The 18,165-nt window shown below is 66.0% G+C and carries 14 protein-coding genes and 1 tRNA gene; 13 read left to right on the top strand and 2 right to left on the bottom strand.

Features of this window, described 5'->3' with window-relative positions:
- The first annotated feature begins 250 nt into the window (after positions 1-250).
- From folP to ACM0PB_RS07760, 12 genes are all read left to right on the top strand, one after another.
- Complete coding sequence (gene folP, locus ACM0PB_RS07815; RefSeq protein WP_065195806.1) at positions 251-1,147, top strand: dihydropteroate synthase; 897 nt, start codon at positions 251-253, stop codon at positions 1,145-1,147.
- Positions 1,147-2,100 carry a tRNA (adenosine(37)-N6)-dimethylallyltransferase MiaA gene (miaA, locus tag ACM0PB_RS07810; RefSeq protein ID WP_053499102.1) on the top strand — a complete coding sequence of 318 codons (954 nt, stop codon included), beginning with the start codon at positions 1,147-1,149 and terminating at the stop codon, positions 2,098-2,100. The genes folP and miaA overlap by 1 nt, the downstream gene beginning before the upstream one ends.
- Before the next feature lie 97 nt (positions 2,101-2,197).
- Positions 2,198-2,473, top strand: a complete 276-nt coding sequence (gene hfq, locus ACM0PB_RS07805) for an RNA chaperone Hfq (RefSeq protein ID WP_004152891.1) — start codon at positions 2,198-2,200, stop codon at positions 2,471-2,473.
- A gap of 14 nt (positions 2,474-2,487) precedes the next feature.
- A complete protein-coding gene (hflX, locus tag ACM0PB_RS07800; protein ID WP_005416042.1) occupies positions 2,488-3,798 on the top strand; it encodes a ribosome rescue GTPase HflX in 1,311 nt (436 codons plus the stop codon).
- A gap of 125 nt (positions 3,799-3,923) precedes the next feature.
- Positions 3,924-4,418, top strand: coding sequence for a CinA family protein (locus tag ACM0PB_RS07795; RefSeq protein ID WP_005416043.1), 495 nt, complete (start codon positions 3,924-3,926; stop codon positions 4,416-4,418).
- Between the two features lie 34 nt (positions 4,419-4,452).
- Positions 4,453-6,135 carry a 2-polyprenylphenol 6-hydroxylase gene (ubiB, locus tag ACM0PB_RS07790; protein WP_053499129.1) on the top strand — a complete coding sequence of 561 codons (1,683 nt, stop codon included), beginning with the start codon at positions 4,453-4,455 and terminating at the stop codon, positions 6,133-6,135.
- 209 nt (positions 6,136-6,344) lie between these two features.
- The gene (gene lexA, locus ACM0PB_RS07785; protein ID WP_005416045.1) at positions 6,345-6,980 is read left to right on the top strand and encodes a transcriptional repressor LexA; all 636 of its coding nucleotides are present in this window, start codon (positions 6,345-6,347) and stop codon (positions 6,978-6,980) included.
- Between the two features lie 204 nt (positions 6,981-7,184).
- Positions 7,185-8,222, top strand: a complete 1,038-nt coding sequence (recA, locus tag ACM0PB_RS07780; RefSeq protein WP_005416046.1) for a recombinase RecA — start codon at positions 7,185-7,187, stop codon at positions 8,220-8,222.
- A 110-nt stretch (positions 8,223-8,332) separates the two neighbouring features.
- A complete protein-coding gene (gene recX / locus ACM0PB_RS07775; RefSeq protein WP_005416047.1) occupies positions 8,333-8,824 on the top strand; it encodes a recombination regulator RecX in 492 nt (163 codons plus the stop codon).
- A gap of 109 nt (positions 8,825-8,933) precedes the next feature.
- Positions 8,934-11,582 (top strand): alanine--tRNA ligase, encoded by a 2,649-nt coding sequence (gene alaS / locus ACM0PB_RS07770; protein WP_053499106.1) that lies wholly within the window; start codon positions 8,934-8,936, stop codon positions 11,580-11,582.
- Positions 11,583-11,729: 147 nt separating this feature from the next.
- On the top strand, positions 11,730-11,933 hold the full coding sequence (csrA, locus tag ACM0PB_RS07765) for a carbon storage regulator CsrA (protein WP_004152909.1): 204 nt from the start codon (positions 11,730-11,732) through the stop codon (positions 11,931-11,933).
- 78 nt (positions 11,934-12,011) lie between these two features.
- Positions 12,012-12,104, top strand: a tRNA-Ser gene (locus ACM0PB_RS07760).
- A gap of 120 nt (positions 12,105-12,224) precedes the next feature.
- Here ACM0PB_RS07760 and ACM0PB_RS07755 read toward each other — a convergent pair.
- Positions 12,225-14,555, bottom strand: a complete 2,331-nt coding sequence (locus ACM0PB_RS07755) for a TonB-dependent receptor (RefSeq protein ID WP_414604719.1) — start codon at positions 14,553-14,555, stop codon at positions 12,225-12,227.
- Between the two features lie 223 nt (positions 14,556-14,778).
- Here ACM0PB_RS07755 and ACM0PB_RS07750 point away from each other — a divergent pair, with 223 nt between their 5' ends.
- A complete protein-coding gene (locus tag ACM0PB_RS07750; protein WP_065179449.1) occupies positions 14,779-15,261 on the top strand; it encodes a LuxR family transcriptional regulator in 483 nt (160 codons plus the stop codon).
- Positions 15,262-15,312: 51 nt separating this feature from the next.
- Here ACM0PB_RS07750 and aceE read toward each other — a convergent pair whose 3' ends face one another.
- Complete coding sequence (aceE, locus tag ACM0PB_RS07745; RefSeq protein WP_414604718.1) at positions 15,313-17,985, bottom strand: pyruvate dehydrogenase (acetyl-transferring), homodimeric type; 2,673 nt, start codon at positions 17,983-17,985, stop codon at positions 15,313-15,315.
- Positions 17,986-18,165 lie beyond the last annotated feature (180 nt).

The following is an 18,165-nucleotide window of genomic DNA, read 5'->3' as shown; positions in this document are numbered from 1 at the left end:
TCCGCGGTCCGGCCCAGCCGCCGGCGGCTGTGCGTTCGGGCGCTTGCGAAGCAGTGCTTCGCAGGCAAAGCGCCCTCACCCATGGGGGCTCGATGGCGCCATCCATGGCGCCAACGGTCCTGCAGCCCCACACCGTCCCGCCAGACCATCAGCAATCCAGAGCCGCATTGGCTTTGGCCGTTGCCTCTGCGGGTGCAGGGCGCCGCCCTGCCGAACTAAACTACCCGCCGTTGTTCCAGCAGGATTACCGATGTTCGATACTTCGCCCCAGCTCGATTGCGCCGGCCGCATCCTGCGCCTCGACCGTGCCCAGGTCATGGGCATCGTCAACGTCACCCCGGACTCGTTTTCCGATGGCGGCGCGCACGACACCACCGAGGCCGCAGTCGCTCATGGCCTGAAGCTGGTCGAGGAGGGCGCGGACCTTCTCGATATCGGCGGCGAATCGACCCGCCCGGGCGCTACGCCGGTATCGGTCGAGGAGGAGCTGGGCCGGGTGATTCCGGTGATCGAGCAGCTGGCGGCCCGGACCCACGTGCCGATCAGCATCGACACCTTCAAGCCGGAAGTGATGCGCGCGGCCGTGGCCGCTGGCGCCGGCATGATCAACGACATCTTCGGCCTGCGCCAGGAGGGTGCGCTCGAGGCCGCTGCGGAAACCGGCGTGCCGGTGGTGCTGATGCACATGCAGGGCGAACCGGGCCACATGCAGGCCGATCCGCACTACGACGATGTGGTCGGCGAGGTGCACGGCTTCCTGGTGCAGCGCCTGTTCGCTGCCGAGATGGCAGGCATCGCGAGGAAGAACCTGCTGATCGACCTCGGTTTCGGCTTCGGCAAGACCACCGGCCACAACATGACCCTGCTGGCGCGTTCGGAGCGCTTTCTGGAACTGGGCGTGCCGATGCTGGCCGGCCTGTCGCGCAAGCGCAGTCTCGGTGAACTGACAGGTCGCGATACGCCGTCCGAGCGGGTAGCGGCCTCGGTGGCCGCGCACCTGATCGCGGTCCAGCGTGGCGCGCGCATCGTACGCGTGCATGACGTGGCGGCCACAGTTGATGCGCTGAAGATCTGGCAGGCGGTGCAAGCCGTACCGACGCCGCGCGCCGACGCTGCGCCGACGATCCGCTGGCCGGACGAAGACTGATGGGTATCGATCGGCGGCCACTGGCGATCGCCGTGATGGGGCCGACCGCCAGTGGCAAGACCGCCACTGCGATCGCCCTGGCACGGCAGCTGGATGGTGAAATCGTCAGCGTCGACTCGGCACTGGTGTACCGCCACCTGGACATCGGTTCGGCCAAGCCCGATGCGACGGAGCGCGCGCAGGCGCCGCACCATCTGCTGGACCTGCGTGACCCCTGGCAGACCTACTCGGCGGCCGAGTTCGCCGCCGATGCCGGACGGGTCGTGGCCGACATCGTGGCGCGTGGCAGGACGCCGATCCTGGCCGGTGGCACTGGCCTGTACTTCCGGGCGCTGCTGCAGGGCCTGTCGCCGATGCCGGAGGCCGACCCGGCAATGCGCGAAGCGCTCAGCGCCGAGGCGGCCGAGCGTGGCTGGGCGGCACTGCACGCCGAGCTGGCCAAGGTCGACCCGGCCGCCGCCGCACGCATCCATGCGACCGATCCGCAACGCATCCAGCGGGCGCTGGAGGTCTATCGCCTGACCGGTATCCCCATTACTGAATGGCAGCGCCGGCCGGGCGTAGCGCCATTGCCGGTGCGCACCCTCAAGCTGATCCTCGCTCCACGCGACCGTGCGGTTCTGCACCAGCGCATCGAGGCGCGCTTCGACGCCATGCTGGGGCAGGGGTTCCTCGACGAGGTGCGGGCATTGCGCGCGATGCCGGAAATGGCAGCCGTGGAGGCGCCGTTGGACCTGCCGGCAGTGCGCGCGGTCGGCTATCGGCAGGCCTGGGAGTACCTGGACGGGGAGGGTGATGCCGCCCGTTTCCGTGACAAGGCGATCTTCGCCACCCGGCAACTGGCCAAGCGCCAGCTGACCTGGCTGCGCGGCGAGCTTGATGCGCGCTGGTTCGACCCCCATGTTGATGGGGAGCGCCTGGCCAGCGCGGTGTCGACCTTCGTCGCACGCTGAATCCCCGCCAGCCGTGTAACATCATCGGTCGGCGGGCGGCTCGGGGGGCCGCGGCAACCGTCGGCAACCCAATAAGAACAATAATCAGGAGTGTGCAATGTCCAAGGGGCAATCGCTGCAGGATCCTTTCTTGAACGCACTGCGGCGCGAACGCGTGCCGGTTTCGGTGTACCTGGTGAACGGCATCAAGCTGCAGGGCACGATCGAGTCGTTCGACCAGTTCGTGGTCCTGCTGCGCAACACGGTCAGTCAGATGGTCTACAAGCACGCCATTTCCACCGTCGTTCCGGCACGCAACGTGAAGGTCGGTCCGGGCGGTGGTTACGTGCAGTCGGGTGAAGGCGGTCAGGCAGGTGATGAAGCAGACGAGTAACACCGGAGCGGTGAATGTTTGACCGCTCGAAAAAGGGTGAACACGCCCTGTTGATCCAGCCCCATTTCGGCAAGCTGGAAGACGATGTGCTCGAAGAATTCGGTGATCTGGCCCGCTCGGCCGGGGCCAGCATCGCCGCGACGATCACTGCGCGCCTGGACCGTCCGAATCCGTCGACCCTGATCGGCAGCGGCAAGCTGGACGAGATCAAGGCTGCCGCCGACGCCAGCGGGGCCGACCTGATCCTGGTCAATCATGCATTGAGCCCGGGCCAGGAACGCAACCTGGAACGTTTCCTCGAGCGCCGGGTGATCGACCGCACCGGCCTGATCCTGGACATCTTCGCCCAGCGTGCGCACAGCCACGAAGGCAAGCTGCAGGTCGAACTGGCACAGCTGCGCCACCTGGCTACGCGGCTGGTGCGCGGCTGGACCCATCTGGAGCGCCAGCGCGGCGGTTCGATCGGCCTGCGCGGACCGGGTGAAACCCAGCTGGAAACTGACCGCCGTCTGCTGCAGAAGCGGGTGGAGCAGCTGCAGAAGCGCCTGGAAAAGGTCGAAGTGCAGCGCACCCAGATGCGCCGTGCGCGTGTGCGCAGCGAGCTGCCGCGCGTGGCCCTGGTGGGCTACACCAACGCCGGCAAGTCGACCCTGTTCAACGCCATGACCGGCGCTGAGGCCTATGCCGCCGACCAACTGTTCGCAACGCTGGATCCGACCGTGCGCCGCATCGCGGTGCCGGGGGGCAACGTGGTGCTGGCCGATACCGTCGGTTTCGTCCGCGATCTGCCGCATGATCTGGTCGCGGCGTTCCGCTCGACCCTGTCCGAGGCGCGCGAGGCCGACTTCCTGCTGCATGTGGTCGACGCTGCCGATCCGCACCGCGAGGAGCGCATCGCCCAGGTCGACGAGGTGCTGACCGCAGTCGGTGCCGGCGACCTGCCGCAATTGCTGGTGTTCAACAAGATCGACCGCATCGACGGTGCCGACGTGCGCCACGATGGCCAGGACGGTATCCCGGATGAGTCGCGTCGTGAGCGGGTGTGGATTTCCGCGCGTGACGGGCGGGGGCTGGAGCTGCTGCAGGCGGTGCTGGGCAAGCGCCTGGGCCTGCAGCATGTCACCGGCGAACTGCGCCTGCCGCCGGATGCCGGCCGCCTGCGCGCGCGCCTGCACCAGCTGGAAGTGATCCGCAGCGAGCAGGCTGATGAGGAAGGCTGGCTGCTGCATGTCGACTTGCCGATTGCCGAAGCCGAGAAGCTGGCCGCCAGTGCCGACGGCGCACCGATCCGGGCGCTGCTGCCGGAGAAACTGCCGGAGTGGTGAGGTAGCACCTGGCAGGGCCGGCGAGTGCCGGCCGCCGGCCGGCAGCGCAACCGTCCCGGATGGGCGCGACATCTGCCTGTCATCTGCGGTACAACGTGCAGGTTCTTCACCCCACCGTCATGCCGATGTCCATCCCCACCGACGCTGAACTCAATATCCAGTCCGCCGCGCTTGGGCAGCGCCTCGAGCAGGCCTCGCTGCAGCTGGTGACCGCTGAAAGCTGCAGTGGTGGCTGGATTGCAAAGTGCATGACCGACATCGCAGGTTCGTCGGCATTCTTCGACTGCGGCATGGTGGTCTACAGCTACGAAGCCAAGCAGCGCCTGCTCGGCGTGCGCGCACAGACGCTGGAGCAGTTTGGCGCAGTCAGCCGCGAAACCGTGCTGGAAATGGTTTCCGGTGCGCTGGTCAACTCGGGGGCCGGCATCGCGGTGGCAGTGACCGGCATCGCCGGTCCCGGCGGTGGCAGCCCTGGCAAGCCGGTCGGCAGCGTCTGGATCGGCTGGAAGCGGCGCGGCGGCTACGCCCGCGCCGAGCTGTTCCAGTTCGAGGGCGACCGCGAAGCCATCCGCCGGCAAACCGTGGCGGCGGCATTGCGCGGCATCGACGCCCAGCTGTGACATGCTGCTCCGGTAATCGTCCGGAGCACGCATGATGTGGGAAACGCTGGGCACGGTCCGTGACCTGGGCCGACTGCAGGAAATTGCGGTTGTCCTGATCCGTTATGGTTTCGGTGACGTGGTGCGGCGCATCGGCCTGGCCACCACGCTGGAGCGCGCTGGGCGCCTGCTGCACTGGAACGAGGATCGCCAGGAACTGCTGCGGATGACCGCGCCGGTGCGCGTACGCAGCGCGATGCAGGATCTCGGCCCGACCTTCGTCAAGCTCGGTCAGGTGCTGGCGACGCGCGTCGACCTGCTGCCGCCGGAATGGATCGCTGAACTGTCCGAGCTGCAGAACGCGGTGCCCGCGCTGCCGTACGCCGATATCCGCGAGCAGCTGGAGGCCGACCTGGGCGCCTCGCCTGCAGACGTGTTCGCCTTCCTCGATGAAATCCCGATGGCCGCCGCCTCGCTGGCGCAGGCCCATCGCGCGCGCCTGCATGACGGCCGCGAGGTGGTGCTGAAGGTACGGCGCCCGGGTATCCGCGACGTGGTCGAGGCCGACCTGCGGTTGCTGGCGCGCCTGGCCGAAATCGTCGAGGCGCGGCTGCCGGACCTGCGCCGCTATCGTCCGGCCGAGGTCGTGCAGCAGTTCACCGTGTCGCTGCGACGCGAGCTGGATTTCGCCGCCGAATGCCGCAACGCCGAACGCATCGCACGCAACTTCAACGGCCGTGACGACATCCTGATCCCCAGCGTGCACTGGCAGTGGACCTGTGAAAGCCTGAATGTGCAGGACTTCGTCGACGGCATTCCCGGGCGTGACCTGGCCGGCGTCGATGCGGCGGGCCTGGACCGGCGCGAACTGGCTCGGCGCGGTGCCGGCATCGTGCTCAAGATGGTGCTGGAGGACGGCTGCTTCCACGCCGACCCGCACCCCGGCAACATCTTCTACCTGCGTGACGGCCGCATCGGCGTGATTGACTTCGGCATGGTCGGCGCGTTGTCCGAAGTGCGCCGCTTCCAGGTCGCGCAGCTGCTGCACGGGCTGGTCGAGCAGGACCCGCAGAGCGTGGCCGATGTGCTGCTGGACTGGGCCGGCGGCGTGGAAGTGGACGAGAACCGCCTGCAGCACGACATCAGCCAGTTCGTCGACCAGTATCGCGGCGTGCCGCTGAAGGACCTGCGCATCGGCCTGATGCTGGGCGATATCACCCAGCTGCTGCGCAGCTACAGCCTGACCCTGCCGGCCGATCTGGCGCTGATGATCAAGGCCTTCCTGACCCTGGAAGGCATGGGTCGCCAGCTGGACCCGGATTTCGACATGGCCAGTGCCGCGCGCCCGTTCCTGGAACGGGTGGTGCTGCAGCGCTATGCGCCCAAGGCGCTGCTCAAGCGTGGCCGACGCAGCCTGCTGGGCCTGGTCGACTTCGCCGGGGAACTGCCGCGCGACCTGCGCAAGCTGGTCCAGGCCGCACGCCGCGGCCGCCTCCAGCTGAAGGTGGAAACCACTGCGCTGCAGGGCTTTGGCGAACAGGTGAATCGGGCAGCGAACCGGCTGGTGATGGGTATCGTCACCGCCGCGCTGATCATCGGGTCCTCGATCGTGATGCACAGCGTTGGCGGGGTCTCCAGTCGCTGGCTGCTGGCACTGGGCGTGTGCGGTTTCATCGGCGCCGGCTTCTGCGGCGTGTGGATCCTGTTCTCCATATGGAGGAGCGGCAAGCACACATAGTGTGGTGCCCGCAGCGGTTCCCCATCGGAACCGTGGAATCGCTGCGCGATTCCTGTAGGGCCGACCGCTGGTCGGCTGCTCTCGCTTTTGCCTTTGCCGCCCGGCCATTGGCCCAACTGCCGAGTATGGCTCGGCACTACAGATCCCCATCACCTGTTTGTCGTACCCGGCACTTGCAGTTGCGTGCGTTAGTAGTAATACTACTAACCATGGACCTGACCGACACCCAGCAGGCGATCCTGCAGTTGATCGCCGAGCGTATCGAGAGCGAAGGCGCACCGCCGTCGCAGACTGAAATCGCACGCGCGTTCGGCTTCAAGGGCGTGCGTGCGGCCCAGTACCACCTGGAAGCCCTGGAGCAGGCCGGTGCGATCCGTCGCATCCCGGGCCAGGCTCGCGGCATCCGCCTGGTGCAGGCACCGCCGGTCGAAAAGCTGGCCGAGCCGGGCCTTCCGGACAGCGTGCTGCGCTTGCCGGTGCTGGGCCGGGTCGCTGCCGGCCTGCCGATCGGTGCCGACATCGGCTCCGACGATTTCGTGGTGCTGGACCGGGTGTTCTTCTCGCCGGCGCCGGACTACCTGCTGAAAGTGCAGGGCGACTCGATGATCGATGAGGGCATCTTCGACGGTGACCTGATCGGCGTGCACCGCACCCGCGACGCCCGTTCCGGGCAGATCGTGGTGGCCCGCATCGATGACGAGATCACCGTCAAGCTGCTGAAGATCGCCAAGGACCGCATCCGCCTGCTGCCGCGCAATCCCGATTACAAGCCGATCGAGGTGCTGCCGGACCAGGATTTTGCGATCGAAGGCCTCTATTGCGGCCTGCTTCGGCCCAATCGTTGACCCGCTCCATGGTGCATTACCCCGCGGTCTTTTGTGGCGATTCTCTGGTTCCACTGAGGTTGGTACGGATGTCCGATAATTCTTCTCAGAGCGCCGGGCAGAATCTCAGCCTGTGCGATACGTCCGACTTAAAGTGAACCCATGGCAAAGAAGACCCCCAAAGACAGCACCCCCAACGACATGACCTCTGCAAGGACCAATACGATGGACGAGAACAAGAAGCGCGCCTTGGCTGCTGCTCTGGGCCAGATCGAGAAGCAGTTCGGCAAGGGCTCGGTGATGCGCATGGGCGACCGCGTGGTCGAGCCCGTCGAAGCCATCCCGACCGGTTCGCTGATGCTCGACATCGCACTGGGCATTGGCGGTCTGCCGAAGGGCCGTGTCGTTGAGATCTACGGGCCGGAATCCTCGGGCAAGACCACCCTGACTCTGCAGGCCATCGCCGAATGCCAGAAGATGGGCGGTACCGCGGCCTTCATCGATGCCGAGCACGCGCTTGACCCGATCTACGCCGCGAAGCTGGGCGTGAACGTGGACGACCTGCTGTTGTCGCAGCCGGACACCGGTGAGCAGGCGCTGGAAATCGCCGACATGCTGGTCCGTTCGGGCTCGGTTGACATCCTGGTGGTCGACTCGGTCGCCGCGCTGACCCCGAAGGCCGAAATCGAAGGCGAAATGGGTGACCAGCTGCCGGGTCTGCAGGCCCGCCTGATGAGCCAGGCGCTGCGCAAGCTGACCGGCAACATCAAGCGTTCGAACACCCTGGTGATCTTCATCAACCAGCTGCGCATGAAGATCGGCGTGATGATGCCGGGCCAGAGCCCGGAAACCACCACCGGCGGCAACGCGCTGAAGTTCTACGCCTCGGTCCGCCTGGACATCCGCCGTATCGGTGCGATCAAGAAGGGCGATGAGATCATCGGCAACCAGACCAAGATCAAGGTCGTCAAGAACAAGCTGGCGCCTCCGTTCAAGCAGGTCATCACCGAGATCCTGTACGGCGAAGGCATCAGCCGCGAGGGCGAACTGATCGACATGGGCGTGGATGCCAAGCTGGTCGAGAAGGCCGGCGCCTGGTACAGCTACGGTGAAGAGCGCATTGGCCAGGGCAAGGACAATGCCCGCGGCTACCTGCGCGACAACCCGACCGTCGCCGCCAAGCTCGAGGCCGAGCTGCGTGAGAAATTCCAGCCGGCCGAAGCGGCCCGCGAGGAAGGCGACGACGAAGGCGACGACGAGTAAGGCTTGCTGTGGGGCAGGGCGGCGCCGTCAGTGACGTCGCCCTGTCCCGCAGGTTCGAATCGCCCAGGGATGGGCAGGGCGCCAAGGACGGCGCCACCCTTGGAGCATCGATGTCCGACGCCGAAGACATTCCTACCGGCCGCAAGCGCCGGCAGCGTGAGCAGACTCCCGTACAACGGGCGCTGGGCCTGCTGGTCCGCCGCGAGCACTCGCGCAAGGAACTCACCCGCAAGCTGACCGCCCGTGGCATCGAAGACGAAGCCGCGCAGGCCGCTGTCGCCAAGCTGACCGAAGCGGGCTGGCAGGACGACACCCGTTTTGCTGAGAACCTGGTGCGGATGCGCGCCAATACGGGTTATGGCCCGATCCATGTCCGCGCCGAGCTGGGCACCCATGGCCTGGACAGTGCCGCGATTGCCGCGGCGATGGACAGTTACGATGGCGACTGGCAGGAAAATGCCCGTGATCTGGTCCGCCGGCGCTTTGGCGAGGCCGGTCCGCAGGACCTGACGCAGCGGCGCAAGGCCGCCGATCTGCTGGCCCGACGGGGCTTCGACGGCGACAGCATCCGCCGTGCGACCCGCTACGACCCGGATGACTGAGACTGGCGGCGCCGGGCCTGATACCCTTTAGGTTTTCGGCGCTCCCTCGCGACCCTGGCCAACACGGCCGGTGGTCCGGGTCCGCCGGCCCGCAGACTGCCAGCCCCCAATGAACGCATCCGCCAAATTCACGACATCCCAGATCCGCAGCGACTTCCTTGAATTCTTCAAGGGCAAAGGCCACACCATCGTGCCCTCGGCGCCGCTGGTGCCGGGCAATGATCCGACCCTGCTGTTCACCAACTCCGGCATGGTGCAGTTCAAGGACGTGTTCCTTGGCGCGGAGAAGCGTAGCTACGTGCGCGCGGCCGACGTGCAGCGCTGCCTGCGCGCGGGCGGCAAGCACAACGATCTCGACCAGGTCGGCTACACCGCACGCCACCACACCTTCTTCGAAATGCTGGGCAACTGGTCGTTCGGCGACTACTTCAAGAAGGACGCGATCGCCTGGGCCTGGGAGCTGCTGACCCAGGTCTGGAAGCTGCCGGCTGAACGCCTGTTGGTCACCGTCTACCAGACCGATGACGAAGCCTACGAGCTGTGGCGCGACATGGTCGGCGTACCGGAAGAGCGCATCGTGCGCATCGGCGACAACAAGGGCGCACCGTTTGCCTCGGACAACTTCTGGCAGATGGCCGACACCGGCCCGTGCGGCCCGTGCACCGAGATCTTCTACGACCACGGTGACCATATCGCCGGTGGCCCCCCGGGTTCCCCGGATGAAGACGGCGACCGCTTCATCGAAATCTGGAACCTGGTGTTCATGCAGTTCGACCGCCAGCCCGACGGCACCCTGGTGCCACTGCCGGCGCCATGCGTGGATACCGGCATGGGCCTGGAGCGCCTGGCGGCGATCCTGCAGCACGTGCACACCAACTATGAGATCGACCTGTTCCAGGCGCTGATCCGCAAGGCCTCCGAGCTGACCGGCACCGCCGACCTGGAGAACAAGTCGCTGCGCGTGATTGCCGACCACATCCGCGCCTGCTCGTTCCTGATCGTCGACGGCGTGCTGCCGTCCAACGAAGGCCGGGGTTACGTGCTGCGCCGTATCATCCGCCGCGCCCTGCGCCACGGCTGGATGCTGGGCGTGCGCCAGCCGTTCTTCAGCAAGCTCGTGCCGACGCTGGTCGAGCAGATGGGCGAGGCCTATCCGGAACTGCCGGCTGCGGTGGACACTGTCACCCGTGCGCTGCAGGCCGAGGAAGAGCGTTTCGCCGAAACCCTCGATGCCGGCATGAAGATCTTCGAAGACGTGGCCGGCAAGGCCAGCAATGGCGTGATCCCGGGCGTTGACGCCTTCCGCCTGTATGACACCTATGGCTTCCCGCTCGACCTGACCCAGGACATTGCCCGCGAGCGCGACCTGACCGTCGACATCGCCGGCTTCGATGCCGCGATGGAGCAGCAGCGCGAGACCGCGCGCGCCGCCGGCAAGTTCGGTGGCGGCGTGACCCTGCCAGCCGAGCTGGTGGCGACCCTCAGCCCGACCCAGTTCCTGGGCTATGACCGCCTGCAGGCCGACGGCCTGAGCGTGCTGGCCCTGCTCAAGGACGGTCGTCCGGTGCAGTCGGCCGATGCGGGTGACGCAGTCATCGTCATCACCAACCAGACCCCGTTCTACGCCGAGTCCGGCGGCCAGGTCGGCGACACCGGCGTGCTGACCGGCAACGGCGTGCGCCTGGTGGTGGAAGACACCCAGAAGTTCGCCGGCCAGTTCCATGGCCATGTCGGCACCCTGTCCGAAGGCGGCCTGAAGGTCGGCGACGTGCTGTCCGGCCAGGTCGATGGCGAGCGCCGTGGCGCCACCATCCTCAACCACTCGGCCACCCACCTGCTGCACGCCGCGCTGCGCGAAGTGCTGGGCACCCACGTGCAGCAGAAGGGCTCGCTGGTCGCGCCGGACCGCCTGCGCTTCGACTTCTCGCACTTCCAGCCGATCAGTGCCGACGAACTGGCGGTGATCGAGCGCAAGGTCAACCAGCAGGTGCGCGCCAACAACGCCGCCGAAGTGCACACCATGGGCATGCAGGAAGCGCTGGACTTCGGCGCGATGGCTTTGTTCGGGGAGAAGTACGGCGAGCACGTGCGCGTGCTGAAGATGGGTGACTATTCCACTGAGCTGTGCGGTGGTACCCACGTCAACCGTACCGGCGACATCGGCCTGTTCAAGATCACCTCCGAGGGTGGCGTCTCCGCAGGCGTGCGCCGCATCGAGGCCGTCACCGGCCAGGGTGCGCTGGATTACGTGGACGCCGAAGAGGCCCGCCTGGCCGAGGCCGCTGAACTGCTCGGTGGCAGCGCTGCCGACGTGGTCGAGAAGATCCGTGCCCTCGGCCAGCGCCAGAAGCAGCTGGAGCGCGAACTGGAAGGCGTGAAGGCCAAGGTTGCTGCGGGTGCCACGGCCGACCTGTCCGGCCAGGCCGTCGAGGTTGCTGGCGTGAAGGTGCTGGCCGCCCGCCTGGAGGGCTTCGACGCCAAGGCCTTGCGTGACGCCATGGACCGCCTCAAGCAGCAGCTGGGCGACGCGGTGATCGTGCTGGCCGGCGCCCAGGACGGCAAGGCCGCCCTGGTCGCAGGCGTGAACGGCAGCGCAATGGGCAAGGTCAAGGCCGGGGAACTGTTGTCCCATATCGCCGGTCAGATCGGGGGCAAGGGCGGCGGACGCCCGGACCTCGCCCAGGGTGGTGGCGAGGACGGGCCCGCCCTTGCCACTGCGCTGGCTGCAGTCGTCGAATGGGTCAGCCCCCGCCTGTGATGAACCTGGCCGTCCCCCTCCTTGTAGGAGCGGGACGGCTGACGGTACCATTGCGAATCTTTTCCCTTTGTCGTGGTAGCGCTTCTTGACGGAGCGTCAAGCCGGTGGGGGATACCCTTCCACACGGTTCCATGGAGACTTACAAAAATGTTGATCCTGACTCGCCGCGTCGGCGAAACCCTGATGATCGGAGACTCGGTGAGCGTCACCGTGCTTGGCGTCAAGGGTAACCAGGTGCGTATCGGCATCACCGCGCCGAAGGACGTCGCTGTGCATCGCGAAGAGATCTATCAGCGCATCCAGCGTGGTGATGAAGCCGGTGGCACCGGTAGCGAAAATTCTGCCGAATAACGCTTTACCTTCGCACTCGATTAACGTTATGATTCACGCCCCGCTGAGGTGCAACGCACCAGACGCGGAGAAAACCCCGGAGTGATGCCCGAGTGGCCGAAGGGGCTCCCCTGCTAAGGGAGTATAGGGTCAAAAGCTCTATCGAGGGTTCGAATCCCTCTCACTCCGCCAGATACAAAGAAGCGCCTGCAGATCATCGATCTGCAGGCGTTTTTCTTTGCACGGATGCAGGGTCCCGGCGTGCCATCCAGTGATCATTGAGCGCTGGATGGTGGCCGAATCAGGCTCTCCTCAGAGCTTTAGCGTCACACCCACCTGGAAGCCCCGCCCCGGCAGTGGCGCGATGTATTTCAGTGGCGAGTTGTGTGGACGCGCTTCCTCATTGAGCAGGTTGCTGCCGTTGACGAACACTTCCATGCCGGCGATGTAGCTGCTGCGCACCGGCAGTTCGCGGCTGACCTGCAGGTCAACCAGGTTGAACGCATCCAGCGGGATCTCCTCGCTGACGTTGCGGCCGAGGTACTCCTGCGTGTCGTAGTAGGTGCTCGACAGCTGCGCCTTCCAGCCTTCGCGCTGCCATTGCAGGTTGGCGCCGTAGCGGTTGGTCGGCATGTTCGGCAGGTACTCGCCATCGTTGTGGGCGCGCAGCGGATCGGGGTGGTCGGCCTTGTTCTTCACCAGATCGGCGAAGGCAGAGATGTTCAACGTGCCATAGCGGCCCAGGTCAATTGCCTGCGATGCGTCGATCTCGAAACCCTTCACCGTGGTGTCGGTCTGCTTCCAGTACTTGAGCGGCAGACGGTTGGCGGTCTGCAGGCCGGAATGGCCGAGGTAGAGATAGTTCTCGTACTTCATCCGGTAAGCAGTGGCCGACAGTTCGAAGCCGCCGATGTGGAACAGGCCGGTCAGCTCCAGGTTCTTCGCGCGCTCCGGCTTGAGGTTCTGGTTGCCTTCTTCCTGGGTCATCACCGAATAGTGTGCGTTGCTGGCATACAGCTCGTTGATCTCCGGTGCGCGCTGCGAGGATGCGTAGCGCACCTTGGCGGCGAACAGAGGACCGAGCTCGACACGGGAGCCCACGCTGTAGCTGTTGAGCCGGTAGGAACGGTCCTGCAGCTTGGTATTGGCGGCGTTGCGTGCGGTCCTGAAGCGGCTGGGCTGCAGCTCGTGGTCGACGCGCTCGTGGCGCACACCTGCATCGAAGGTGGCCCAGCCGACGTCCAGTGCCTCTTTCAGGAACACCGCGTTGCTGCGGGTGTCGACGTCGGGCAGGTAGCGCAGTGAACCGCTGCCGGTGACCTGGCGCGACTGGTGGCTGAAGCCGAGCAGGCCGCTGAGCGGACCGACGCGCTGATGGCTCAGAAGCAGCTCGGCCTGGGAGCTTTCGAAGTCGTAGTCATTGGCCTTGGATGCACCGAGGCGCTCGCCCGACGTGTTGTCCAGCCTGGAAACTCGCAGCTCCGCGTGCTCGAACCACGGCAGCGGATCGCGCAGCAGGGCGTCCAGCGCGTAGCGTTCCTGCTTGATCACCACGCCCACCGGCAGGCCATCAGCATAGTTCGAACCGAACGACAGATTCTGCATCGAGAAGCCCGGCACGCCGTACTCGCTGTCCTTGGCATCGATGCTGACACCCACGTAGCCACGGTCGAAAAACAGCGTCGACCCGAAGGCCACCTGCGAGTTGCGTGCGTAGCTGTTGCCCAGCCGGTGATGGTAGTCGGGCGTGACATCGTTGTTGATCTGCTTCTGCACGTACGACGGTGTGCCGGGCACGTAGGCGGGGTTGGCCGGATTGATGTAGGTGCGGCGCTGCCAGACCGAGGTCGGGTTGTTGGTGTAGAACGAAAAGTCACCATCGGCCCAGTCCGGGTTCTCGGTCATGAACTGGTCGATGTACGGCTGCGAGGCCTTGTTGTAGATCTGCTGGACGCGCGCCTCTTTCTGGCAGCTGTCGGCCAGCGCCGAGTTGACGCCGCCGGTCGGCGGGAACAGGCGGGTGTTGCAGACGTCGGCCTTGCTGTTGCCCGGGATGTCGTAGTGCGAGATGCGCTGGCGCGAGACCTGCAGGTTGGTCGAGAGGTTGCGCTGGTTGTTGAAGTTCATGCGGAAGCCCTGAGCGTCGGCGGCATTGAAGCCCTTGCGCAGGATCAGTTCCATCGACTGCTCCTTGTCTCCCATGCGGCGCGGGACCAGGCCCGAATCGATCTCCACGCTGCCGCCGATCGCATTGCCGCCATAGCGCACGGCGTCCGAGGACTTGTTGACGGTGACGCTGCGCACGAACAGTGGATCGAACGGAATGTTGATGTCGCCGCTGATCGCGTTCATGCCGAGAATGGACTGGCCATCCTGCAGGATCTGCACGCGGTTGCCGCTGAGGCTGCGGATGACCGGGGCGCCCGCGTTCGGCCCGAAGGCGCTGCTCTGCACGCCGGAGACATGTTCGAGCAGGCTTCCGAGGGTACGGTTCTGCGCCTGTGGATTGTCGACGGTGACCCGGCTGTCGACGCGCGAGGGCGGGGAGGCCTGGACCTGGAGGGTGGGAAGGGTAGGCGCGTCCGCAGCGTGGGCGGTGTGGACAGCGAGCAGGATGGCGGCAGCAAGCAGGTGGCGACGCATAGCAGGACTCGTGAAATAGGCGTGCAACGTTATAACGTAACGATCTGTATCGACAAGGACGTGATGAGGCCTTGCCGCCAGACCTGAATCGCGGGAGGCGCGAACGAGGTTGCCGCGCGTTCAGCGCCCTGCCTTGTGCGGGGCCCCGATGCTGTGCACGATCCGAAGCGCTGCGCCCCACAACGCGTCACGCAGCACCTTCTTCACTGGAACGGAGCAACGTATGAAGCTGTTGTCCGCTGTGTTGTTGTGTGCGTGTTCGCTGCCGGCCGGGTCGGCGCTGGCCGTGGAAGCGTCCCCGTCGCCGCTGCTGGGGCGCTGGTCGCTGGACACCGCGACCTCGGCACTACCCGAGGCGCAGCGTCCGAAGCAGGTGGTGCTGGAGTTCAAGGACGCCGGCGGTGGCCGCTGGAGCTCACACGTGGATATCGTCCTGCACGACGGCAAGACCATGAAGTCCGACGGCACGTTGGCGCTGGATGGCACGCCGGGTGCCTTGTCCGGCACCTACGGCGCGGACAAGGCAAACCTGAAACTGCCGGCCCCGAATACGCTGGTGATGCAGTTGGTGGACCACGGTACGCCGGCCTCCACCCGTATCTACACCGTGGCCGATGACCAGGCGACGATGACCGAGACCAAGGCGTTCTACGGCCACGACGGCACGCCGATCCTGCAGACCAATCTGTTCAAGCGGATGCCGTAGCGATGCTGCGTTCACCAGGCTCGCACAACGGGCCTGGTGAACGCAGCCGCCTTACACCGCGGCCGGATCGTGCTTGCCGGCGTCGATGCCGTACTTGTCGATCGCCTCCTGCATCCGCGAGCGTTCGATGCGACCTTCGTCGGCCAGCGACTTCAGGGCCGCCAGCACGATGAAGTGGCGATCCACTTCAAAGAACGTGCGCAGTGATTCACGCGTGTCGGAGCGGCCGAAGCCATCGGTGCCGAGTGCGATGAAGCGGCGATCGTTGATGAAGGGACGGATCTGGTCACCGACGATCTTCATGTAGTCGGTGGCCACCACTACCGGGCCTTCATGACCCTGCAGGCATTGCTGCACGTAGGGCACGCGCGGGGCCTCGGCCGGATGCAGCAGGTTCCAGCGCTCGGCGGCCAGCCCGTCGCGGCGCAGTTCGGTCAGGCTGGTCGCGCTCCACACATCGCTGGCGATGCCGAAGTCCTGCTGCAGCAGGTCTGCCGCGGCTTCCACTTCGCGCAGGATCGCGCCGCTGCCCATCAGCTGCACGCGTGGCTGCCGAGCGTTGCCGGCGGCTGCTGGATGCAGCAGGTACAGGCCCTTCAGGATGCCGGCCTCGGCGCCCTCGGGCAGTGCCGGCTGCGGGTAGTTCTCGTTGAGTACGGTGATGTAGTAGTAGATGTCTTCCTGCTCGACATACATGCGGCGCAGGCCGTCGTGGATGATCACCGCCAGCTCGTAGTTGTAGGTCGGGTCGTAGGACACGCAGCTCGGGATCACCGACGAGAGCACGTGGCTGTGGCCATCATCGTGTTGCAGGCCTTCGCCCATCAGCGTGGTACGGCCCGACGTGGCACCGAGCAGGAAGCCCCGGGTACGCGCATCGGCTGCAGCCCAGGCGAGGTCGCCGACGCGCTGCAGGCCGAACATCGAGTAGAAGATGTAGAACGGAATCGTGGCCAGGCCGTGGTTGCTGTAGGCGGTGCCGGCGGCGATCCACGAGCAGATCGCACCGGATTCGTTGATGCCTTCCTGCAGGATCTGGCCGTCCTTGGCTTCCTTGTAGTAGCTCAGCTGGCCCGCATCCTGCGGCGTGTACAACTGACCCAGGTACGAATGGATGCCGATCTGGCGGAACAGGCCTTTCATGCCGAAGGTGCGCGATTCATCGGGCACGATCGGAATCACCAGCTTGCCCAGCTCCGGGTCCTTCAGCAAGCGGGTGAGGATGCGCACGAAACCCATGGTGGTGGACTGGCCGCGATCGCCGCTGCCCTGCAGCTGGGCGTTGAAGATCGACAGCGGCGGTATCGGCAGCGGATCGACCTTCGCCAGCCGCGCCGGCAGTTGGCCGCCCTGGATGCGGCGGCGCTCGGCGAAGTAGATGGCTTCGGCGCTGCCCGGTTCCGGACGCAGGTAGGGCATGTCCTCCAGCTGGGCGTCGCTGACCGGCAGGTTGAAGCGGTCGCGGAAGGCGCGCACCGCGTCGGCGCTCATCTTTTTCAGCTGATGGTTGATGTTCTGGCCTTCACCGGCTTCGCCCATGCCGAAACCCTTGACCGTCTTGGCCAGGATCACCGTCGGCCGGCCGCGGGTGCCCACCGCCTGCTGGTAGGCGGCGTACACCTTCTGCGGATCGTGGCCACCACGTGCCAGCGCCCAGATGTCGTCGTCGCTCATGTGCGCCACCAGCTCCAGCAGCTCGGGGTAGCGGCCGAAGAAATGCTCGCGCACGTAGGCGCCGCTCTGCGACTTGAAGGTCTGGTAGTCGCCATCCACGCATTCCATCATGCGCTGGCGCAGCAGGCCGCTGTGGTCGCGGGCCAGCAGGTCGTCCCAGCCACCGCCCCAGATCAGCTTGATCACGTTCCAGCCGGCCACGCGGAAGGCGCCTTCCAGTTCCTGGATAACCTTGGCGTTGCCGCGCACCGGCCCGTCCAGGCGCTGCAGGTTGCAGTTGACCACGAACACGATGTTGTCCAGCCGCTCGCGGCCGGCCAGGGAAATTGCCGCCAGCGATTCGGGCTGGTCCATCTCGCCGTCGCCGAGGAAGGCCCAGACCTTCCGTCCCTGGTGCTGCTTCAGACCGCGGTACTCGAGGTAACGCATGTAGCGCGCCTGATAGGCGGCAGTGAGCGGGCCCAGGCCCATCGACACAGTGGGAAACTGCCAGAACTCCGGCATCAGGCGCGGATGTGGATACGAGGACAGGCCCTCGCGACCGGCTTCTCGGCGGAAGTTGTCCATCTGCGCCGCATCAATGCGGCCTTCCACGTAGGCGCGACCATAGATGCCGGGCGCGGAATGGCCCTGGATGTAGATCATGTCGCCGTCGAAGGTGTCGGTGCGGCCACGGACGAAATGATCGAAGCCCACGTCGTACAGCACTGCTGCCGACTGGTAGGTGGCAATGTGGCCACCTACGTTGGAGTGCTTGCCTGCACGCAGCACCATCACCATCGCGTTCCAGCGGATCATCGCGTTCAGGCGGCGCTCGATGGCCAGGTCACCGGGATAGGGCGGCTGGCGTTCGGGCGGAATGGTATTGACGTAGGCCGTCCATGCGCGGGTATGCAGGTCGCCGTGCTGTTGCGCGTCCAGATCGCTCAGCCGGTCGATCAGGTAGTGCGCGCGTGGCCGGCCACCGGCCTGCATCACCGCCTCCAGCGATTCACACCACTCCCGCGTTTCCAGCGGGTCGGTATCGAAGGGGATCAGGGCTTGGTTCATGACTGTCTCCAGAGGGCGCCGTTTGGACGTCTGCCTGAGCGACAACACCATCAGGGCGCACAGCACTGGAGCGGGGTCGCAACGGCAATGCCGTGACGCGAAGGGCGACCGTGGCGGCCACCGAGAAGACAAGCGTAGGCCTGGCCCCGCGGCTTCGATAGGCGGGCCCGGCTTGGGTCT

The organism is Stenotrophomonas sp. AR029 (assembly GCF_047520695.2).
Lineage (GTDB): Bacteria > Pseudomonadota > Gammaproteobacteria > Xanthomonadales > Xanthomonadaceae > Stenotrophomonas > Stenotrophomonas sepilia.
This window is presented reverse-complemented; position numbering and strand designations above follow the sequence as displayed.

Coding starts and splice junctions, on each gene's coding strand:
- folP (WP_065195806.1), top strand. CDS start 251: ATGTTCGATACTTCGCCCCAGCTCGATTGCGCCGGCCGCATCCTGCGC.
- miaA (WP_053499102.1), top strand. CDS start 1,147: ATGGGTATCGATCGGCGGCCACTGGCGATCGCCGTGATGGGGCCGACC.
- hfq (WP_004152891.1), top strand. CDS start 2,198: ATGTCCAAGGGGCAATCGCTGCAGGATCCTTTCTTGAACGCACTGCGG.
- hflX (WP_005416042.1), top strand. CDS start 2,488: ATGTTTGACCGCTCGAAAAAGGGTGAACACGCCCTGTTGATCCAGCCC.
- ACM0PB_RS07795 (WP_005416043.1), top strand. CDS start 3,924: ATGTCCATCCCCACCGACGCTGAACTCAATATCCAGTCCGCCGCGCTT.
- ubiB (WP_053499129.1), top strand. CDS start 4,453: ATGTGGGAAACGCTGGGCACGGTCCGTGACCTGGGCCGACTGCAGGAA.
- lexA (WP_005416045.1), top strand. CDS start 6,345: ATGGACCTGACCGACACCCAGCAGGCGATCCTGCAGTTGATCGCCGAG.
- recA (WP_005416046.1), top strand. CDS start 7,185: ATGGACGAGAACAAGAAGCGCGCCTTGGCTGCTGCTCTGGGCCAGATC.
- recX (WP_005416047.1), top strand. CDS start 8,333: ATGTCCGACGCCGAAGACATTCCTACCGGCCGCAAGCGCCGGCAGCGT.
- alaS (WP_053499106.1), top strand. CDS start 8,934: ATGAACGCATCCGCCAAATTCACGACATCCCAGATCCGCAGCGACTTC.
- csrA (WP_004152909.1), top strand. CDS start 11,730: ATGTTGATCCTGACTCGCCGCGTCGGCGAAACCCTGATGATCGGAGAC.
- ACM0PB_RS07755 (WP_414604719.1), bottom strand. CDS start 14,555: ATGCGTCGCCACCTGCTTGCTGCCGCCATCCTGCTCGCTGTCCACACC.
- ACM0PB_RS07750 (WP_065179449.1), top strand. CDS start 14,779: ATGAAGCTGTTGTCCGCTGTGTTGTTGTGTGCGTGTTCGCTGCCGGCC.
- aceE (WP_414604718.1), bottom strand. CDS start 17,985: ATGAACCAAGCCCTGATCCCCTTCGATACCGACCCGCTGGAAACGCGG.